This window comes from Leptospiraceae bacterium, from assembly GCA_016708435.1.
GTDB lineage: Bacteria > Spirochaetota > Leptospiria > Leptospirales > Leptospiraceae > UBA2033.
Window position 1 is genome coordinate 611,139 of the sequence record JADJFV010000001.1, and the last position, 20,047, is coordinate 631,185.

The window sequence follows — 20,047 nt, forward strand, 5'->3', positions numbered from 1 at the left end:
TTCTTGTGAGGCATTGTACACAAAACAAAAAAAACCCTCTTCCTTGTCCTTCGGCTCCGCTCAGGAATCGAATTGGAAAGAAAGAGGGGTTAATTTGTATTAACCTCGATCACCCTGATTTTATTCAGGGTGATTTGATATTAACTATGTTTACGGTTTTTCCAAATTCTTCCTGCTAAGATTGCTCCTACAAGAAGTGCAATAGCTGCAGCAGTTCCTCTTGCTGTATCACTCTTTGCAGTCTTTGAAATATACGCTAGCAAGTTGCTGTCGCTAATTTTTGCGGAAGCTACCTGTGCGCTACTGTTCCATTGATATTCTACAGTGATTGTATCACCTGCCGTAGGATAGGCAGTTCCTGAGAATACGATTGTTTTTGTTGCAGAATTGTATGCCCAACCATTCGTTGCATCTTGCGTAACAGCAGTTCCATTTTTCTTAACAACGATTGTTGAAGAAATTGGAGTTTTTGTTAGCACATAGATACTTGCACTACCTGCTGCTTGTGTTGCGATGTTATCCAAAATTGCCGTATAATCATTGCTACAAATAGTAGAAGAAGAGCCACCAGTTGCTAAGGCAAGGTTGTAATACTTGGTGTCAGTGTTGTTGCCATTATCAGCCGATGTTCCTGTTCCAGAACATTTACCAGGCTGACCTATCGCTATGCCAACATTGGCAACAGAGCCATCGTGAATACCTGAAACAGTGTAAACTTTATAGCCATTTGTCACAAAAGTATTACTAGCTGTATTGAAGGTTGTAGAAGGCGCATTTGCACCTGCTTTGTTAGCCATAGTTGTATATCCATCACCTTCATCAGAAAGAATAACAAAGATAAGTTTTGCCCCTGATCTTGGAACAATGGTTGCAGCTTCTCCAGTATGAACACCCAATGCTCTTTCCATGAAGAAAATACCAGTTTCATCTGTTCCACAACCACTAATACCTACAGAACTTACATTATTACTAAATGCGGTTGCTCCATTTGCTGATGTTGTCCAACCAGTTCCCCAAAGTGCCCATGCTTTGTTTTGTGCGTTCATTTCACATTGATTCGTTCCTGTGCTTCCCGTTGCGATTACACCTAAACGGAAATCTATACGCTTTGTGTTGAGTTTAGTAAAGAAAGTTGAAGCATTTGTTACCACGGAAGCTTGCTCTCCTGCCATAGAACCAGAGTTATCCACTACCCATACGAAATCTACTTTAGGATCAGCCGCTGCAGTGAAGGTATCAGTCTTACTTGTATTTGTAGAGCCTGTCGGATTAATATTTGTTCCATCCAATAAGCTTGCTAAGAGGGCAGCATTGTTTGCATAATCTGCTTCTCGACTTACGCCTACACCAACTAATTCACTTCCGGTTGAGCTATAAGTAGCTTGTAAAACAACACGGAATGTTGTTGTAGGTGACTCAGAACCAGCACTTACAGGTAAATTAGAAATTGTTCCACCTGGAACAGTTTTTCCGATTTCCTCAATCAAATGGTTGGAAAGTTGAGTTACTGTCATATTTGCATTTACAGTAACTGCTAGAATATAGACAGCAGAGCAATCAGGATTAGTTCCAATTACGTTGGATGAAATTTGGTTGTTTGTTGTAATCTTATCCGGGCTATCATTAATCATAGCAGTTAGCAGTGTTGATCCAAAGTTTGTACAACCAGCAGTTCCACCATAATTTACAGTACTAACAAAACCAGCTACTTCAGCAGGACTTCCTTGATAAGTAATACCAGTGAAATCTCCTGAAGGAGTCGTTCCATTTGTCATTCCAGATGGAACGGTTACGTTGTAACCAGATACAGTGGAATTGGTTGTTGCTGCTGGAGTTGAAGCTGCAGCCCCGATGGTTAATACAGATGTATTACTGGTTACACCATCGAATCCAGGAGTCGGAGTAGTCGGATTAGTTACAATACCATTTGTTCCATTTGCTAAAGTTGCTGTGATGTTTGTTGTTCCTGCTACTAGACCGTAAGCTTTTCCTTTGTCAGAAACCGCATTACTGATTGTAGCGTTTGTTGGAGCAGAAGAGTTCCAAGTAACTATAGATGAAATATCCTGGGTGCTCACTGTGCCATTATCATTAAAAGTTCCAGTTGCTGTGTATTTGCAGGAGCATCAACTACTAAAGTAGTAGATTTAATCTACAATTGCAATCGAAGTTAAAGTAGCTACAGTGATATTCAAAGTAGAAGGGAGGCTAGTAACCATGTTTCCACTAGAATCAGGGAAAGAAGCTGTGATTGTGCTACTTCCTTGTGAAAGTCCAGTCGCTAGACCTATGCTTCCAGTTGAGTTTCCGACGTTCACTTGAGAAGGAGAACCAGAAGTCCAACTAACTAAGTCAGTGATGTCTTGTTTGCTACCATCAGAATAAACACCAACGGCAAAGAATTTCTTAGTGGTTCCCTTTGCAACAGTAAATGGACCAGAAGAAGCAGGTAATCCTGTTCCTGAATTAATGTCATTTCCAATAGAAATCGATACTAGGGTTGCCGATGTTACCGTAAGAGAAGCAGTTGCAGATTTTCCACCGATTGCTGCTGTAATAGTCGCAGCACCAGCCGCAATCCCTCTTGCGATACCACCAGTCGTTGAAGAAGTATCAACTGTTCCGAATGATGTATTAGACGAAGTCCAAACTGCTGTTTTTGTTACATCTGCTGTTGAACCATCTGAGTAAGTAGCCGTAGCAGTAAATGGAAATGTAGTTCCTTTTGCAATTGTTTTTGAATTAGGACTTACTACAATAGAAGAAACTGTAAGAGCGTTGATAGTAACTGCTTTAGATCCAGTTACCCCAATGTAAGTAGCTTGCACATTTACAGAGCCAGCATTTACAGCAGTAAAGAAACCTTTGCTATCTTGAGCATCACTTACAACTGCGTTTGCAGAGCTACTAAGAGACCAAGTAGCCTGTGTTGTAATATCAGAAGAAGTTCCATCAGAATAAATCGCACTTGCTACATAATTCGTTGTGCTTCCCGCTCCAATCGTTGCTACACCAGTTATTGTAATCGAAAGGATTGTTGCATTGTTTAATTGAGTAGTAGTTGTTGCGGCACCACCGTTGGTTACTCCTGGGAATGTTGCTGGAGAAATCAATGTAGCTGTAATCGTTGCTGTTGCAGCTGTGCTCCCACCTGTTCCCACACCGGTAGTAGAATCAATAGCAACACTGTTTGTAGCACTAGAAGACCAATTGACAAGAGAAGAGATATCTTGTCTTGTTCCATCAGAAAAAATACCCGTTGCTACATATTGCGCTGTTCCACCTGGCACTAAACTAGGAACGCTAGTGATTTGAATGGATGAAAGACCTGCATTTGTAACAGTTAAGTTTGCATCACCAGAAATGGATCCGAAGCTTGCACTTACTTTGGCAGGAGTTCCTGTTGAAGTAGCTGCAGAGCCTAAGAATCTACCTTTTTTGGAAGCAACGGTAGATACTTTTTCTGTTTCCGATTTTACAGTCCAAGTGCTTTCTGTAGAAATATTTTTAGTGGTTCCATCCGAGTATACTGCAGTCGCTATGTAATTCGCATGTGTATTCTTTGCGATCGACTGGTCTGCCGGTGTTACCCGAATTTGGGAAAGGGTCGCCCCTGTTACGTTAGTGGCTGGTGAATCACTTTGTAAAGGTGCCCCTGTTGAGTTGTTAGAAGAAAAAGGTAAATACTTTTTCTCCTTCTTAGAACAGCCTGCTGTGAAAAGCAGTGCTGTTACCAATAAATAAATTATTTTTTTCATGACTCTCTTATCTCCATTTTATCTAACTTCATTTGACGCATTTTTATAAAACATTCTTGTAAGGCATTGTACACAAAACAAAAAAATAAAATCCCGAAAAAAAATTTTATTTGTAATTTTATACAAACAGAAAAAACCCAAAATTACTGTGATTTACTTGATTGTATCTTGCAAAATGCAGTCAATAAATATATGGTTGTTTTCTTTCAATGACAATAAGAATGTATATTAGCAAACTCTAATGTTATGCTTTTTTAATAAAGCAAAAAAACATTTCTCTGAGAAAAGATTTTTCAATTGCGACTAACGATTGTATATCTTTACTAGAGAAAATATAATTAAGCAAGATAAAACTTACCTAGAAGCCAATTCTTCTGAATCAATTTGCTTTCTATTTAAAATACTGAGTTCTGTTTTATCAAATATACTATCATAGATGTCATTTTTTGTGTGGGGGGTTTGTGAGGGGGGGGGGGGGGGTGTTTGTGAGAGGGGGCGCGCGCGGGGGGGGGGGGGGGGGGGAAGAAAAGGGGGGGCCCCCCGCGGGCCCCGGGCACGCGGGAAAAAATTCCCTTTTGATTGAAATTAATTTCCATACGTAGGAAAATAAAGAATTTACTAGAATCTTTATTCAGCTAAGAATTGCAAATGAGGGAACAAAATTGAATTCATTCATTCAAAAGATACAAGCCTATATCTATGAAAGCATTGACAACGATTACCAGGATTTGAATTCTAAGTTAAACTATATTTTCACTTTCGTTTTCGTAATAGTAACTAGTCTGATTTTTATTTTCTTCTGGCCTAAAGAAACAAAACAAGCTCCCATTTCAAAAATAGGAATCGCTCTTTATTCTGTTGAGCCGATTCAACCTATTCCATTAAATGTAGAATTATCAGAAGCTAAAGTTGAATTAGGTAAAAAGTTATTTCATGATCCCATTTTATCCAAGGACAATAGCCTTGCGTGTGCAGGTTGTCACGACTTAGAAAAAGGAGGAGTAGATCATTTGCCTAGATCAATAGGCATTAATAAAAAAGAAGGCGAGATCAATGCTCCAACTGTTTTCAATTCCGGTTTTAATTTCAGACAGTTTTGGGATGGACGATCGGAGACATTAGAAGACCAAATCGGTGGACCGCTTGCGAATAGTAGAGAGATGAATAATAGTTGGGAAGAAGTCATACAAAGACTTTCGAGTCATAAAGAATACAATCAATTTTTTTCAATGATCTATGTGGATGGAGTTACTGCGAATAATATAAAAAATGCCCTTGCCGAATTTGAAAAATCTCTTTATACTCCTAATTCACGCTTTGATCAATTCTTACGCGGTGATTCAAATGCACTGACCGAAGAAGAAAAAAAGGGGTATCAATTATTTAAGGATAATGGCTGTATTGCCTGCCACCAGGGAATGAATATAGGCGGAAATATGTATCAAACCTTTGGAGTATTCGGAAATTATTTTCAAGAGAGGGGATCTGCTACAATGGCGGATAATGGCCTGTATAACCTTACAGGCAATGAGCAAGATAGGTATAAATTTAAAGTCCCTTCTCTTCGAAATGTAGCTCTTACCTCTCCCTACTTTCACGATGGCTCTGTAGATACTCTAGAGCGCGCAATTTCTATCATGGCAAAGTATCAGCTTGGAAGAAATCTAGAAGAAGAGGAAATACAACAAGTAGCCGCATTCCTTAGAACTCTCACCGGTGAATACAAAGGGAAAAGTCTGTGAAAAAGAGAAGTCAATTTGCAATTTGGATATTCTGTATTTGTCTCTTGACCTTTTCTTTTTATCAGACAAGGGCTGTTGACTTTCAAAAACTAGAGCGGATATTTGGAGTTATCCAGTTGATTCGAGAGTCGGACACTGCTCTCGATCAAGATATTTTAAAATCTAGATACTATATAATTAAATCCTATGATCCTTTGAATACTTCCCTTTCTCAAATTCAAACAAGTCTAAACGAATTAAGAAGTGATGAGCTTGCCTTGTTAAAAATCGCGGAAGGAAACGAAGATATTAAAATAGCATTTGATAAATATACGGAAGTCTTTTCGTTTCGGAAAATTCTAATAGATAAATTTAAATCGCAAAATGCTATCTTAAAAAATTCTCTTTATTATTTGCCATTATCTGCTATGAAGTCAAAGAATCTCTCCAGTGGAGGTTATAGTTTATTAGTCGATGATATCGTAAGAGAAACATTACTCTATACGAATTCAGGAGATGAAGAGAATAAAAAACTTGCCGAGGCTTCTATTGTTAAATTAAGAAAATTGAACGAACTTTCTACAGGTCAACTCAAGTCAGAAGCGGAAGTATTCATTAAACACAGCGAGAATATTTTAACTAGAAAGAAAGACTTAGACAATATCGTTAAGGATATTATCAATTTGCCTACGAAGGATGCCATAAACTTGCTCTATTACGCGACGACTGGATTCTACAATCGCTTTTTGAATCAGGCGAATCTATATCGTCTGATATTGTATAATCTGTCTATTGGAATGCTACTCTATATTGCACTTGCCATTATAAAGCTTAAGATTGCGAGTGTGGCTATGCAAAACTTGAATCAAAGTTTAATCCGATTAAATTCTGCTTTTGCTCGGTTTGTTCCACATGATTTTTTAAATATTCTAGACAAGAAAAATATTTTAGAAATTCAGTTAGGAGATCATGTAAAAGAAGAAATGACTGTTTTATTTTCCGACATACGCGGATTTACCTCGCTTTCAGAAAGCATGACACCGGAAGATAATTTTAGATTTATAAATTCCTATTTAGGAACAATGGGACCTATCGTTCGAAACAATAAAGGCTTCATTGATAAATTTATTGGAGATGCAATCATGGCACTCTTTAAAGGTGAATCTGAAAATGCGATAGACGCCGCAGTCGAAATGCTAGAGGGATTAGAAAAATACAACACAGAGCATCGAACAGGAAGATCAAAAGTTCAAATTGGAATAGGACTTCATAGAGGAGAAATGATGTTAGGCACTATCGGAGAGAATAACCGAATGGAAGGAACTGTCATTAGTGATTCTGTGAATCTCGCCGCAAGAATCGAAGGAATGACTAAGATGTATGGAATTCCACTCTTGATTAGCGATAAAGTATTCGATACAATCAAAGAGAAAGAAAAATACAATTATAGAAAAGTAGATACTGTTGTAGTAAAAGGCAAAGCAATTCCAGTGACTGTCTACGAAATTTTTAATTCTGATCCGATTGCCTTACGAACCTTAAAAGACAAATTAAAACCTAACTTCGAGAAAGCGGTAGAATCATATTATGCGCAAGATTTTTTACAGGCTCGAGCGCTTTTAGAATCTCACTTGAAAGAATTTCCCAATGATAAACCTGCAATCTTACATTTGGAAAGATGCACCGATATGATAGAAAATCCTTTAAAAGCAAATACGCAAGGAGCAAGCGTTCTTAATAGCAAGTAAGGTAGATTACTATTTGTCCCATACTTTCTTTAAGAATTGATCTCTGCCTGAGCCATAGCGATAATAGTTGTATCGAACAGGATTTTTCTTATAATAATCCTGATGATAGTCTTCTGCGGGATAAAAGGTAGTAGCCGCTATAATTTCTGTTACGATGGGAGAGTTAAATCGTTTTGATTTGTCTAGGTTTTGTTTTGACTTTTCTGCCAGTGTTTTCTCTTCTTTTGATTTATAGAATATTGCACTTCTGTATTGCTTGCCTCTATCCACAAATTGTCCATCTGCATCTGTTGGATCAATTTGTTTCCAGAAAATGGAAAGCAAATCATTGTAAGAGACCTTTTGTGGGTCGTAGATAATCTGAATTGCTTCAAGATGTCCCGTTGTTCCTGAACTTACTTCTTCATAGGTAGGGTTTTCTTTGTTCCCACCTGTGTATCCACTGATTACTTCTTTAACACCATTTATCTTTTCAAAAGGACTTTCCATACACCAGAAACATCCACCAGCAAAAATGGCAGTCTCTGTTTTTTCGACGGCGGCTAATGGCAAACGAAACATGAGAAATATAAGTATCAAACGATAGAACATAAGCACCTCACATCTAATTAGTCATTGAAAGTTTAGAAAAGTTACAAAAAAAGATTTTCAATATTCCCTTGGTTTGTCGGTTAAGGCATTTAAAAAAGTAACTATGCTTTCAATTTCCTTTTCAGAAAGATTTTTACCTAATTGCATTTCTGCCATTTTCTTTACCGCAAGATCTAGAGTGTTTTGGCTGCCATCATGAAAATAAGGTCCGGTAAGAGCTACATTGCGAAGAGAAGGAACTTTGAATACATACATATCTTCCTCATTCGAAGTAACTTTAAATCTTCCAGTGTCTTCTTTATTCTCATAGTGCTTTTTTACTCCCATTTTTTGAAATGAGTTTCCTCCTAGTAAAGGTCCTTTATGACAATTGGCACAACCCACTGCTAAAAATGTATCGAGTCCTTTTACTTCGTCGCTTGTCAGTGCTTTTGATTTGCCACGTTGAAAGTCATCAAAGCGATCATTCGTTTTAAATGTTCTTTGGAATGCGGAGATACTCCGTGTTATCTGCGCTAATGTAACCTTCCCTGTCTTATCAGAAAATGCCTTTTCGAATAACTCTTTGTATTCCGGTATGGAAGAAATTTTATCAACTAAATATCTCTCATCAGGCATCGCCATCTGCAAAGGATTAAAAAGAGGCACTCGAATTTGTTCTTCTAAAGTTTTTGCCCTTCCGTCCCAAAACTGTGCTATTTGAAATCCAGAATTTAAAACAGTAGGAGTATTTCTTTGTCCTAATTTCCCAAAGACGCCGGGAGATAAATGAAGATTATCCACTCCTGCTTTTTTGTTTAAAACATTATGACATGTGTTACAGGATTGGTTGTCATTGACAGAGAGTCTATTGTCAAAGTATAGTTTTCTTCCTAGGTTTATAATCTGGAGTGAGTCATTTTCACTTCCGGGCATTTTGTCTGGAATGACTCCGAATAATTCATTTGAAGTTCTGATTAATGTTTTCGTTCTCTCACTAGGAGAGCACATAATGATGAGTATACTCAATAATAGAATGCTTGCTTTAAGTTTCATGTTTTAGTATCCATTGATTATATTTGATAAAGTTCTCTTTCCTTCTTTTGTGCTTATTAAAAAAAATTCCTCTTCTTTGATACTTGGATTTTTTTTCTTAGCAATTTGAAAGTATTTATTGAGAGGTGTTAGAGATGCTCGAATGTCATTGCATAAAATTGAATCGCGCCAAACTGTTAAGAAGTCTAATGATGATTTTTCTGACTCCGGTGCTTCTTCAGAAGCTTTGACGGCTAATTTGTATTCGCCTAATTCAAAGTAAGCCTTTGCTAGCATTGTATAATAAGTTTTATCTTTTGTTTTTTCTTTTCTTAGAGGAGTTGCATAAGTTATTACCTCAGTCCAGGATTCATTTATATAGTGAATTAACATCATAGAATGAAGCGCTACCGGATTATACGCATATATCGTCAGAATTTTTTCGAAATAAGGCTTTGCTAAATCCAAATCTCGAATAGAAATAAAATATTCCCCCAATTCTTGGAGTGCTTGCATTTCATATTCTTCGTAATTAGAAATTACATCCAAGAAAAGAACATGTTCTTCTGCTCTACTTGATTCCTTTAAATACTTCATGAATTCAAAGACTTTCTTTTTATCGTGTGCATGATACTTATAGAAATTGTTAAGCATCTTTTTCGCAATCTCGTATTCATCTAGTAAATAATAGATTCTCAGTAAGTTTAGAAATGGAACCATTTCTTGCGGCTTTTCTTTTTGGAGTTTTTTCAATATTTCTTCGCTTGATTCGATATACGATAACATAACTCCGTAGACAGCAAGATTGTTAAGTTCATGAAAAGACTTTGCTCCTTGTAAAGATTTTAATTTTTTGTCCAGAGAAGTAAAATCAGGATTTACTACTGGAGTTAAATTTTCATTGAGCAGTATAAACTGTTTATCCGCTTTCAGTATTTCGGACTTGTCTTCCTCTAATACTGGCGTAGGACGAAATATGGAAACGCATCCAGTGATGGCAAATAATAAAACTAGGCTCCCCAATTTCTTCAAAAGCGGATAACATAGATTTGTCTTATTGGTGAATGATAGATTAAGAATATTTATTCTCTTCATTGATCTGTCTTGCGAAGAATAGATATTTTAATGATTTCTTTTGATTCCCCATCAATAAATATAGAATCGAGAGATCATAAGCGTCCTTCGGATTTGGTTGGATGGAATCTTTTTCATTGTAATAATTTTGTAGATTGTTTTCGAAGCTAACAAGCTTCTTATTTTTTATGGTAATGATCCGATTGATAAAATCTTTTTCTTTAGCTGTAGGATTGATTTTTTTGTATTGCATTTCTTTGATGAAGCTATTGAAACGATCATCCATCGAAGTCGCCTCAGAAACTATCTTGAGGGCTTTCGAATAACGTCCAGTCTTAATCAAAATATCCGACTTAATCAGTTTTATAGAAGAGTCTTCTTTATAGAGGGAATTGTATATACTCAAAGTCTTTATGGCATCTCTATATCTTCTTTGTTTATAATAGAATTTAATTAACTCTTCTAGGCTTGCTTTGTGATGTGGATCAATTTTTATTACATTCGAAAGATATTGTTCCGTTTTATCTACATTATCCGCTTTGGCATAAATGGAAGCAAGGAGAATGTGGGAAAAAAGAAATCGTCTTTTGTAGTAGAGAGATTTTTTTAGACATTGAATTGCTTTTTTAAAACGGTTTTGCTTGTAAAATTCTTGACCGAGATGAAAGTATGTTTCTTCATTTGGATTTAGTTTTGTAATTTTATAAAAGAATTCTAAAGCCTTGGAATTCTCTTCGAGATTGGAATATAGATTTGCTAATCTATAAAGACATTTTATATTGTCTGTCTCCATTTCCAGGCATTCAAGGTAGCACTGTATTGCCTTTTCATACTCAGCATTTTCTTCAAATTGTAATCCGTCTCGGTAAGATTCTCGAAACTTTTTAATTTTAAAATGAGTATACTTTCTCTTTATATTATCTTTCATGCTACTGACGTAACCAGAAAGATTTCTGGATTCTATAACTTCTAATCTATCTTTCATTTTTTAGTAACTCGGAAACTTTGGCTGTGAATAGCAATCTAAGAACCCAAAATAATTTAGCAAGAAAATTAAAAATATTGATTCGAGTTCGATTTTTTACCCAAATCTGTTCTTATTTGCTCTGTTTGCTCCGGGGAAAATTTAATTATTGGAGAAAAATGCCGAATTTGTTTGCTTTTCATGTCGATTATTATACTAATTAAACTTAAGAACTATTAAGGTAGGTTCCAAACACATGAAACATATTCTGATTACATTGGGAATAGTAGCCCTAATCTCCTGCCAATCTTCCCCGAAAAAAGAAGAAGCAGTGACCACCACGACTCAAGAAAAAATTGCTACCGAAACAGAAGTCAAAGAAATTGCAAAAGCAGTTGAGAAGCCTAAATTTGATGAAGTTGGCTTTGCATCTTGGTATGGAATTCAATTTCAGGGCAAACCGACCGCTAGTGGAGAAATGTTTGATCGTTTTAAATTAACGGCTGCTCATAGAACAATTCCTTTTGGCTCTGTTGTTAAAGTGCAAAATCTAGAAAATAATAGAGAAACGGAAGTTGTTATCAATGACAGAGGACCTTTTGATGAAGGAAACATTATTGAAGTAACAGAAAGAGCAGCGGAAATATTGAATTTTAAAGAAGAAACCGTTGTAAAAGTTGGAACAAATATTGTTAAGCCGGCAGAAGAAAACCCTCTTTTAGTAAAAGATGATTCATTCAGCGTTGATGATGACGATGATGACGATGATGACGATGATATTGATGAAGAGACTGCGCCACCTGCCAAAAAAGGAGAGCCCAAAAAGCCAGCAACCGTTACTCCCGTTGCGCCAGAAAAAAAACCTCCTGTAGTAGCACCAGCTCCTGCACCTGCAAAAACAGTTGCACCAGCAAATAACAGTAAGACTGCACCTGCTGAAATCCCTACTATTTCTACTCCTGCACCTACAAATAACAATGGATCACAGCCAAAAGGGGAAACTGTTCAGATTGGAGTATTCAAAGAGCAAAGAAGAGCAGAAGCTTTTAGAGATCAGATTAAAAAAGATTTTTCAGAAAAGATTTTCCTTTTCTCAAGATCAGGAACTTATGTTGTGCAAATAGGCGATTTCGCAAAACGCGAAGATGCTGTAGCCCTTAGAGAAAAACTCAAAGCAAAGAAGATAGCAAATTGTTTCATACCTCCTAAAAACTAAACGTAGTTTAATCACTGCGAAGAACAATAAAACACCCCGATCAAAAGGTCGGGGTGTTTTATGATGGAATGGCTGAATTTATGTCAGTCTCAGGAAAATCATTTCCCTTAAATAGAAGCTTTTCCTTGGTAGCCTTCGTTAATGCATAAGCAAAGCAATCTCCGAAGTTTAATGAGGCAGAGTGACCACTCCCTTTTCCAAAATCCTTAAAAGCTTGTCTTGCAATCTGCGCCTGATCGGGAGTAACCTCTTTTAGCTCTATGCCCATTTCTTCGACTAATTCATCAAACAGACGAGAAAGAATTGGATCACGAAAAGAATCGATTCGAATAGCAGATTCGAGGTAATTTGCAACAGACATTTTTATATACGGGTCTTTTTGGATAGCCTCTAAAAAGGACTCTTTCTCTGGCTCATTAAAAAGAATGGCGAGCAGTGCGGATGAATCTATAATCACTTAGGGAGTCCGTCTTTCCCATAAAGCAGGTCATCATGATCAGAAGAAAGCGCATTTGGAGGAAGACGCTTTAGGAATTTGAGTAATGTATCACGAAGTCTATCATTCTTTACTATGTCATAGGTATGGACAAGCCTATCGAGCCGCTCACGTAAGGAAACTGTTATCACTTGCGTAATGGATTCCCCAGTTAAGCTGGATAACTTACGAGCAAGTCTGTCTGTCTCTGGATCTTTTAAACTGAGTGCCATATATACGTATATAAACTTTGTATATAAAAAAGCAAGATTTTTTTATTTGATATCAATTACCATCAAAGTAACGTCATCGCTATGATTAGAGACTGTATTTCCAATCCAACTTTTGACATCATTCATGACTAATTTCGCAAAGTCAGCAGGCTTCATAAGGTTATGTTTTCGTATATAACCAATCAGTAGTTCTTCTCCGAACATTTCTTCACTTGAATTTCTTGCTTCAATAATTCCATCTGTATAGAGAACGATTCGGTCTCCTTTTTGAATAGGAATCTCGACCATCTCTGTTTGAATTTCAGGAAAGAGTCCTAGAATTTTGCCTTTCTGATTAAACTCTTTTACTTCATCCGTTTCCGATGAATGAATGTAGATAGACGGATGACCTGCCTTTGCATGTTTCATTGTATTATTTTCGAAATCAAGATAGATATAACTTGCAGTAATAAAATTTGTTCCTACATTATTGAGCATACTTTTATTTATCCGCGAAAGTAAACGTGCAGGATCATCAGCAAAGGCGGATTGAATTGAAAAAGCAATCTTTAGCATAGAAGCAATGATTGCAGCAGGAATACCATGACCCGAAACGTCCGCAATAAAGATTCCTATTTTGTTTTTATCTACAACATGGAAATCGTAAAAGTCACCGCCAACTTGCGCCATAGGATAATAGTTTACTGCAATGTCTAAATTTTGTGATGTAGGTATTGACTTTGGAAGGATAGATGTCTGAATCTTTTTTGCTACATTTAATTCATGTCTGAGTGCGGCTAATGACTCTTTTTCTTTATAAGCTTTCTTTAAATTGATGACCATCTCATTGAATTTTTCTGATAGATAGCCAAATTCATCTTCTGATTCAATCACTACGTTTGTTTCCATATTACCAGAAGAAAGCTCATCTACTGCTTGCGAGAGTTTTCTAAGAGGGTCTGTAATATAAATAGACAGAATATAAGATACAATGATAGTGAATATAAGTGCGACTAACGTAATAGTAACCCCTGCCATAGTCATTGTATTATTGAATTGTCTGATGTCGGAAATGGAAACGCTAAAAAGCACAGCACCGACGCATTGAGTTTTTTCTTTGAAGATTGGAGCAATTACAATAATAAAGGTTCCATAGGCAAGTTGTTCTGGTTCATCTGATATATGAGGGGTGCAACTACGAATAGATTTTTTAATTATATTTTTCAGTTCTTCTGTTTCAATAAATTCCCAGCCAGGAATAGATGCTACTGAATTCTTTGATGCAAAGGTGAGAGTAAAAGGAGTTGATTGTCCTTTTAGATTAAGGTGAGCTGATTGAGTCTTATTTTCCTTGTTGATAATTCCATTTTCTGCTTCTGCCAGAAAAGGGTTACGACTGATTATCCTCAAAATACGATTATCGTTTATTCTTAATTCATCCTTATTTGAATCTATTTGAATTTTAAAAAGGTTTTTTTTATATTCAATTTGAAAATCACTGGTATATTCTGTGCTATCCCAGAAAACGCTCAGTTTACCGTTTTTATTGACATATATTTTTAGACCAATGTATTCATTCTCTAACCAAATAGTATCTTCCGGTATCTTTGTTGCGTCTATCGCATATATTAGTTGGTCTGTTTTTTCATCAATGACTACAGAATAAATCCATGTGATATATTCCTCGTTAGCCGCAACATCTTGCATATACTTCAGATATCGTTGAAACTCTTTTAGTTCCATAGATTTCTCATTGATAAAAGTTTGAAATATTTCTCCATCAATGCCTGCTGCAAGGGAGATGCCAAGTGATTTCTTATGTTGCAGAAAAGACTTGTAATAAATTGAATTTGAAATTCTAAAAAGAGTATAACCTAAGCCAACGGAAAGTATAAGGCTTAAACCGCAAAATCCTGTAAATAATTTTACTTTTAGGCGATTCTTCGCTCCGTAGAATTTTTTAATTTGATTTGTTATCACAGCTTTTTCTATTCTCAACCAAGTTAATGTTATGTATCCCAATTCCTTAGTCAAGTGATTCAGTAATTACAGACTCTTTATTTACCCGTAATTAATCTGTAATATCTAACCCATATTCTCTTATTCAATTAAATATAAAAATTTGTGGATTAAAAGAGATTTTAGATGAAACTTAAGCATAAACTATTTCCAATTCTGTTTCTATTGTTTTGTTCTGTTTCCGTTTGGGCACAGGCTAAAACAGGAGCAGGATCAATACAAGGTGAGGTTCTAGACGCGCAAACAGCAGAGCCTATGTTTGGAGTGACTGCTGTCATTCGTTCCATTTCCAAATCAGCTAGAACTGATTTAGATGGTAAATTTACAATCGTTGGAGTTCCCGATGGTGACTTTGATGTGGAATTTATCATGCAAGGCATGGACACTCAAAAAAGAAAAGTATCTATAGCAGGTGGTAAACCAGCAAAAATCAACGTTGCAATGGGAACCAAAAAATTAGATACAGTCGTAGTTGAAGGAAGAGCTTTGAATGATACAGAGTCCTCTCTCCTGAAACTTCAAAAGAAATCTGCAACGGTATCCGATGGTATTTCAGCTCAAGCAATTGCAAAGACGCCGGACTCTAATGCAGGTGATGTTATTAGGCGTGTAACAGGTATTACCCTCGTCGGTGGTAAATTCGTGTTTGTTCGTGGTCTAGGAGAACGTTATTCCAATACAATCTTTAACGGAGTTCCTCTTCCTTCACCGGAACCTGATAAGAGAATTGTTCCGCTCGATTTATTTCCTGCCTCTCTCTTAAAGAATATTATTGTGAGTAAAACGTTTGTGCCTGAGGATAATGCGGAGTTTTCCGGGGGAACTGTTAAGATTGAGACAAAGGATTTTCCTGATCAATTCTTTATGAAGGCAGGACTCACTGCGGGTTACAACAATAATACTACATTTCAAAACTTTAAGACCTACAGTGAAGGTTCATATAATGTCCCAGGTGGAAGTATTGGAAAAGATTTAATAGGCTTGGATGAGGGTAATCGTAAAAAACCCGAAATAGTAGATACGATTCCTGGGGCTCCTTTCCGAGAATCAGGTAGATTCTCTTTCGGATATCCAGAATCAATCATTTCCCTTGGTTCTCAACAATTTAGCAATCAGTGGACACCTAGAAATACAAACGCACCAGCGAATAAAGGATTTAATTTTTCTATTGGAAATACGTATAAAGTGTTAGGTGATCGCAAACTTGGTTTTATAGCAGCCATAACTTATACAAATGATTTTCAATTCAGACAAGAAAAGGATGTGTTTAACCTAGTCGGAACTCTTATTCCGGGTGCTCCCAATTATCAAAATAAAAATAGATATCTCTTAAAATACAATGACTACAACGCAAATGTTTGGACTGAATCCGTAAACTGGGGATCCATCTTTAACACTACATTCGAAATTGCGAATGGACAAAGACTTCATTGGAAAAATTTCTTTGCAGTGAATAACGATAAAGAGGTTCGTGAATACGGTGGATTTACTCAGAAATTGCCGGCAGAGATTTATTCTACGAAATTAAACTACATTCAAAGGAATTTGTTCAACTCCCAAATCGGAGGTGACCATATACTTAGAATTAAGGATATAAATACCAAGTTTGATTGGACACTTTCCCTTGCAGAGGCTAATCGTAATCAGCCAAACATGCGAGATGTTGTATATGCAGCGCAACCTCCATTTACTTTACAAACTGGAACCAGAGCTTCTATATTAACAAATACACAATCGGCGAGTAACTTTTATTCTACCACAAAGGATACAAATCGATATATCTCCCTTAACTATGAAATTCCATTTACCCAATGGTCAGGACTACAAGGAAAATTTAAGACAGGCTACAGTGCCCTCAATAGAGAGCGGGGATTTGAAGCAGAATTCTTTCACCAAGTTCCTAGAACTGGTGCGACTAACGTCGGTTTAACTGGTCAACCAACCCCAGCGCCAACTTATCCTACTCCTCCAGAAATTGTATACAGTCCGCTCAATCGTGGTCCAAGAGGATATTACGTTGCTGAAGATACAAGAGCTACAGACTCATACAATGCGCGTCAAAAATTGCATGCATATTATGGGCAAGTGGACATGCCTATTCTTCCTAAACTTCGCTTCATTGGAGGTGGAAGATTTGAAGATAATTTTCAATCCGTTAAAACATTTAATCCATTTGATCAAAGAGCAGCATTACTCGAAAAATACAATTACAAGACTTATCTAAATGATTTTGAATCGTCTATTATTGATCCTTCCTTTAGAAAATCCAATGTAATCAATGCAAATCGAAATTGGTTGCCAGCGGCTAACTTTGTGTATAGCCCTAATGACAGTTCGAATATAAGAGTTTCTTATTCAGAAACAATTTCTCGACCTGACTTTAGAGAAATGTCTCCGTTCGAATTTACACCAATTCTCGGCGGTCCACCTGTAAAAGGAAACCCATTCTTAAAAAGAACCTATATACATAACTATGACTTGCGTTATGAGTTCTATCCTAAAGGTGATGAGATCATTGCGATCGGCTTGTTTTATAAAAACATGAGTGCGCCTATCGAGAAAGTTACTGAAGTTGACCAACAATTTCGTTATACCTACACGAACGCAAAACGCGCGTATATCCAAGGCTTAGAGTTTGAAGCAAGAAAAGGATTATCCTTTCTTTCTGAGAAAGCAAAGAATTTTTCTGTTGGTATAAATACATTTTTCATCAAATCAGAGGTGACTCTAAACGATTGGCTCTATTATCAATTGGGTCAATTCGGATCTACCAATACGCAATCGCCAACAAATCTATCTCGCCCTCTACAAGGACAATCTCCTTACGTATATAACGTCAACCTTGATTATAAATTTGATGAAAAGGGAGATCACGGTATATCCGTATTATTCAATCAATTCGGTAAACGAATCGAGTCCGTTGGGGGTCTTGGAATTCCTGACACTTACGAAAGACCTGTTGGCATGATAGATATGGTCTATCGTTTGAAATGGAAAGAGAATTGGAATTTCAGAATAGCAGGAAGAAACTTAAACGATGCACGAATCAAAGTGGTTCAAGAAGACCCTTGGAATGGAAAAGACACAACCATCGCATCCTATAGACTCGGACCAACAGTTACGTTTAGTGCAACGTATAATTTTAATTAGTCGGTATCATAGATACAAATTTTAGAAAGGAAAATACAATATGAATAAAATTTTAAGGAAAATAACTCTGTTGAGTATAATAACCATTATACTCTTGGTAACAGCGAACTGCGAAATAATATCTCCTGAAAAGAAGGAAGACAACAGTGCTCTACTTGCACTAGCCCTTCTATCATCTAGCCAAAGCAGCTCTAGAGCACCTGGCGTTTACATTTCAGGAAAATTAGTTGGATCAGATTCTACAACTGCAATTGCAAATGCAACCATTACAATCAAGGGTAGAGGAGAAGCTGCTGCTATCGTTAGAACTGGAGTAACAGCAACTACTCCTGCGGGATTTTATCAAAATGTTCTTTCAACGGGAACAAGCCCTGTTACCCTCTACGGTAATACAACTGGAACACCTACAAACGCTACAAGAGATACAGAATGTGGCACAACCGTTGTATCTATGTATTCTACTAGCACAACAAACAGAGTAATCTGTGACTCTTCTGCGTTAGATGCAACTGCAAAGACTTCAGGCATTTCTGATGCACTTATTGCTGTAGATACAGAAGTAGGAACTATCACATCTGGTGCTGACGGAACTTTTTCTCAAATAAAATTGTCAACTATAGCAACAGGTAATACTTACACTCTTAGCGTTAGTGGAAAGACAAAAACAAGACGACTTAGAATTGCTAAATCAGGGACATCTACATTGCTTGATGGAACAAGTGATTTAATCCTTGGAAGCTCTACAACTGATGCAAAAAAAGGAACTTCAGCAGCAACGGCGGAAGGTGCAAGTGCAAGCTCTACTTCTAATCCCTATGACTTTTCGATCACTGATTTACAGGTAGAAGTAGTTTATTCAAAACCGTATGACATTCTAACTGGAACTCTCGGCAATACTACATTATCCGCTGCTAAAGATTACGTATTGAGTGGAACAGTAATTGTGCCTTCAGGGGTTACTCTTACTATACCTGCCGGAACTAGAATTTATGGAGCAACATCTCCTGCCGGTGCTTTGTTGATCAAGCAAGGTGGAAAAATTGACGCACAGGGCACTGCATCGAGTCCAATTGTTTTCACATCAGAAAAAGCTGTTGGTTCAAGATCCGGTGGGGATTGGCAAGGTATTATCATCCAAGGAAATGGAATACAAACATTCGGTGGTAGAGGTGTAACTGCTGTAGGTGAGGGTGACGTAGGAACGTTCGGCGGAAGCAATGATGCGGATAATTCTGGAACAATGAAATATGTTCGTATAGAATTTGCTGGTGCTCCGTTTTCTCCTGGTAACGAAAGAAATTGCCTTTCTCTAATGGGTGTTGGTTCTGCAACAACATTGGAATACATTCAATGCCATAGAGGATACGATGATGGTTTTGAACTTTGGGGTGGTGCGGTTAATATGAAGTATCTAGTAGCTAGTGGAAATCGTGATGACCAATTTGACTATGCAGATGGTTGGATTGGAAGACTCCAATTTGCAATCGGACATCTTTACGCTACTCCTGTAGCGGCTAATGATGATACTTCCCGTTGTATCGAAGGGGATGGTAACAGTGCTCAAACCTGTACTGGTTCAAAGAAAACTAGCGCCACTGGAACTTGTGCAGATCCTTCTTTTGCGAACGTAACCTGTGTTAGCTTCGGATCTGGTCAAAACATTGGTGATGCAATTTTCGTAAGGAGAGCAAATGGAGAAAAAGCTGGGGAGTTTTCTCACTTCCATATTCTAAATTTTGGTTCTCAAAACTCTTCCGATTGTGCTTCCTCTGGACAAACAGCAACAGCATCAACGGTCAATCATACTTACACGGTTAGCACAGCGGCTAATAACGGTTGCACTAGTGGTGGAACGATTGATCAAGCAGGCGTTGCATTAACTAGCACTTCTGAAACTGCTCCTAATTATGCACCTGCTGCTGCAAATACAGCGGTTGGCTCAGCGAATGTAAATGCACTTAATACAAACTTTGATAGTGCTACTTACTATGGAGCAATTTTAAATGGTGGGACAGATTGGACTACGGGCTGGACATCTTATCCGACTAACTAAGAAAAGATAATAGATATTATCCACAAATTTACTTGGCGGAGGAGACTCCGCC

The 20,047-nt window shown here is 37.2% G+C and carries 14 protein-coding genes; 5 read left to right on the forward strand and 9 right to left on the reverse strand.

Annotation, left to right across the window (positions count from 1 at the left end):
* Window positions 1-140 precede the first annotated feature (140 nt).
* Both IPH52_03005 and IPH52_03010 read right to left on the reverse strand, forming a co-directional pair.
* Window positions 141-2,078, reverse strand: a complete 1,938-nt coding sequence (locus IPH52_03005; protein MBK7054010.1) for a hypothetical protein — start codon at window positions 2,076-2,078, stop codon at window positions 141-143.
* Window positions 2,079-2,147: 69 nt separating this feature from the next.
* Window positions 2,148-3,758 carry an Ig-like domain-containing protein gene (locus IPH52_03010; GenBank protein ID MBK7054011.1) on the reverse strand — a complete coding sequence of 537 codons (1,611 nt, stop codon included), beginning with the start codon at window positions 3,756-3,758 and terminating at the stop codon, window positions 2,148-2,150.
* Window positions 3,759-4,420: 662 nt separating this feature from the next.
* On the opposite strand from IPH52_03010, the gene IPH52_03015 reads away from it, so the two are divergent.
* Together IPH52_03015 and IPH52_03020 are read left to right on the forward strand one after the other, a co-directional pair.
* Window positions 4,421-5,500 carry a cytochrome-c peroxidase gene (locus tag IPH52_03015; GenBank protein ID MBK7054012.1) on the forward strand — a complete coding sequence of 360 codons (1,080 nt, stop codon included), beginning with the start codon at window positions 4,421-4,423 and terminating at the stop codon, window positions 5,498-5,500.
* Window positions 5,497-7,227, forward strand: coding sequence for a hypothetical protein (locus tag IPH52_03020; GenBank protein ID MBK7054013.1), 1,731 nt, complete (start codon window positions 5,497-5,499; stop codon window positions 7,225-7,227). The genes IPH52_03015 and IPH52_03020 overlap by 4 nt, the downstream gene beginning before the upstream one ends.
* Before the next feature lie 9 nt (window positions 7,228-7,236).
* On the opposite strand, the gene msrA is transcribed toward IPH52_03020, so the two are convergent.
* From msrA to IPH52_03040, 4 genes are read right to left on the reverse strand one after another with little or no spacing between them, the layout of a single operon-like run.
* Window positions 7,237-7,818 carry a peptide-methionine (S)-S-oxide reductase MsrA gene (gene msrA, locus IPH52_03025; protein ID MBK7054014.1) on the reverse strand — a complete coding sequence of 194 codons (582 nt, stop codon included), beginning with the start codon at window positions 7,816-7,818 and terminating at the stop codon, window positions 7,237-7,239.
* A gap of 57 nt (window positions 7,819-7,875) precedes the next feature.
* The gene (locus IPH52_03030) at window positions 7,876-8,853 is read right to left on the reverse strand and encodes a c-type cytochrome (protein MBK7054015.1); all 978 of its coding nucleotides are present in this window, start codon (window positions 8,851-8,853) and stop codon (window positions 7,876-7,878) included.
* A 3-nt stretch (window positions 8,854-8,856) separates the two neighbouring features.
* Window positions 8,857-9,927 carry a hypothetical protein gene (locus IPH52_03035; GenBank protein MBK7054016.1) on the reverse strand — a complete coding sequence of 357 codons (1,071 nt, stop codon included), beginning with the start codon at window positions 9,925-9,927 and terminating at the stop codon, window positions 8,857-8,859.
* The gene (locus IPH52_03040) at window positions 9,905-10,891 is read right to left on the reverse strand and encodes a hypothetical protein (protein ID MBK7054017.1); all 987 of its coding nucleotides are present in this window, start codon (window positions 10,889-10,891) and stop codon (window positions 9,905-9,907) included. The genes IPH52_03035 and IPH52_03040 overlap by 23 nt, the downstream gene beginning before the upstream one ends.
* 235 nt (window positions 10,892-11,126) lie before the next feature.
* Between IPH52_03040 and IPH52_03045 the strand changes: the two genes are divergently transcribed.
* Window positions 11,127-12,086, forward strand: a complete 960-nt coding sequence (locus IPH52_03045) for a septal ring lytic transglycosylase RlpA family protein (GenBank protein ID MBK7054018.1) — start codon at window positions 11,127-11,129, stop codon at window positions 12,084-12,086.
* A gap of 58 nt (window positions 12,087-12,144) precedes the next feature.
* Here IPH52_03045 and IPH52_03050 read toward each other — a convergent pair whose 3' ends face one another.
* From IPH52_03050 to IPH52_03060, 3 genes are read right to left on the reverse strand one after another with little or no spacing between them, the layout of a single operon-like run.
* Window positions 12,145-12,543: a type II toxin-antitoxin system VapC family toxin gene (locus IPH52_03050; GenBank protein ID MBK7054019.1), complete on the reverse strand. Its 399-nt coding sequence runs from the start codon at window positions 12,541-12,543 to the stop codon at window positions 12,145-12,147.
* Complete coding sequence (locus tag IPH52_03055) at window positions 12,540-12,794, reverse strand: type II toxin-antitoxin system VapB family antitoxin (protein ID MBK7054020.1); 255 nt, start codon at window positions 12,792-12,794, stop codon at window positions 12,540-12,542. The genes IPH52_03050 and IPH52_03055 overlap by 4 nt, the downstream gene beginning before the upstream one ends.
* Before the next feature lie 42 nt (window positions 12,795-12,836).
* Window positions 12,837-14,771 (reverse strand): PP2C family protein-serine/threonine phosphatase, encoded by a 1,935-nt coding sequence (locus IPH52_03060; protein ID MBK7054021.1) that lies wholly within the window; start codon window positions 14,769-14,771, stop codon window positions 12,837-12,839.
* Window positions 14,772-14,918: 147 nt separating this feature from the next.
* Here IPH52_03060 and IPH52_03065 point away from each other — a divergent pair, with 147 nt between their 5' ends.
* Together IPH52_03065 and IPH52_03070 are read left to right on the forward strand one after the other, a co-directional pair.
* Complete coding sequence (locus IPH52_03065; protein ID MBK7054022.1) at window positions 14,919-17,942, forward strand: TonB-dependent receptor; 3,024 nt, start codon at window positions 14,919-14,921, stop codon at window positions 17,940-17,942.
* 40 nt (window positions 17,943-17,982) lie between these two features.
* A complete protein-coding gene (locus IPH52_03070) occupies window positions 17,983-19,995 on the forward strand; it encodes a hypothetical protein (protein ID MBK7054023.1) in 2,013 nt (670 codons plus the stop codon).
* The last annotated feature ends 52 nt before the right edge of the window (window positions 19,996-20,047 follow it).

What these genes read in the sequence shown, in the direction of transcription:
- IPH52_03010 (MBK7054011.1), bottom strand. Translation starts at nt 3,758, where the DNA reads ATGAAAAAAATAATTTATTTATTGGTAACAGCACTGCTTTTCACAGCA.
- msrA (MBK7054014.1), bottom strand. Translation starts at nt 7,818, where the DNA reads ATGTTCTATCGTTTGATACTTATATTTCTCATGTTTCGTTTGCCATTA.
- IPH52_03030 (MBK7054015.1), bottom strand. Translation starts at nt 8,853, where the DNA reads ATGAAACTTAAAGCAAGCATTCTATTATTGAGTATACTCATCATTATG.
- IPH52_03035 (MBK7054016.1), bottom strand. Translation starts at nt 9,927, where the DNA reads ATGAAGAGAATAAATATTCTTAATCTATCATTCACCAATAAGACAAAT.
- IPH52_03040 (MBK7054017.1), bottom strand. Translation starts at nt 10,891, where the DNA reads ATGAAAGATAGATTAGAAGTTATAGAATCCAGAAATCTTTCTGGTTAC.
- IPH52_03045 (MBK7054018.1), top strand. Translation starts at nt 11,127, where the DNA reads ATGAAACATATTCTGATTACATTGGGAATAGTAGCCCTAATCTCCTGC.
- IPH52_03055 (MBK7054020.1), bottom strand. Translation starts at nt 12,794, where the DNA reads ATGGCACTCAGTTTAAAAGATCCAGAGACAGACAGACTTGCTCGTAAG.
- IPH52_03065 (MBK7054022.1), top strand. Translation starts at nt 14,919, where the DNA reads ATGAAACTTAAGCATAAACTATTTCCAATTCTGTTTCTATTGTTTTGT.
- IPH52_03070 (MBK7054023.1), top strand. Translation starts at nt 17,983, where the DNA reads ATGAATAAAATTTTAAGGAAAATAACTCTGTTGAGTATAATAACCATT.